The following is a 467-nucleotide window of genomic DNA, read 5'->3' on the forward strand; positions in this document are numbered from 1 at the left end:
GGACATGCAGGCGTCACCCCTACTTATGTACGCAGCAGCGCTCGATCACGGCTCGAAAAAATACACCACCTACGAGTTGATGATTTCCTGCTGCCCCATCGGAAGTGATCCTGTCTGCTGTCTGTACCTTCCTCGAACCGGTACAGACCCATGCCTCTTCATCACTCTCCCCCTGGCTGGCGGCCACAAAAGCTGGTCGTTGGCTTACTACTGGTACTGCTGAGCGGCGCGAGCCAGGCCGAAACCTGGGTCATCACCGACAAGGCTCATCCGGTCACTGCCACCGGATCATCGCGAGTCCTGCTCCTGGATGCCCAGCAGCACCTTGAGGAGCAGCTGACTGACGCTCTACCCAAGGATCCTCAACAAGCTCAGGCAGCATTTCAGCAGTTACTACAAAGCCCTGCGGGGCGACGCCTGCAGGCAGAACTGGTTAAGGCACAACAAGACGTCGCCGATGCGTGGAG

General features: G+C 58.2%; 1 protein-coding gene. It reads left to right on the forward strand.

Features of this window, described 5'->3' with window-relative positions; translation table 11 throughout:
* Window positions 1-150: 150 nt before the first annotated feature.
* Window positions 151-467 (forward strand): TIGR03757 family integrating conjugative element protein (locus HMPREF2924_RS34380; RefSeq protein ID WP_083325387.1); only part of this gene is annotated, 317 nt, incomplete at its 3' end.

The sequence above is a fragment of the Pseudomonas sp. HMSC063H08 genome, assembly GCF_001813645.1.
Lineage (GTDB): Bacteria > Pseudomonadota > Gammaproteobacteria > Pseudomonadales > Pseudomonadaceae > Pseudomonas > Pseudomonas aeruginosa.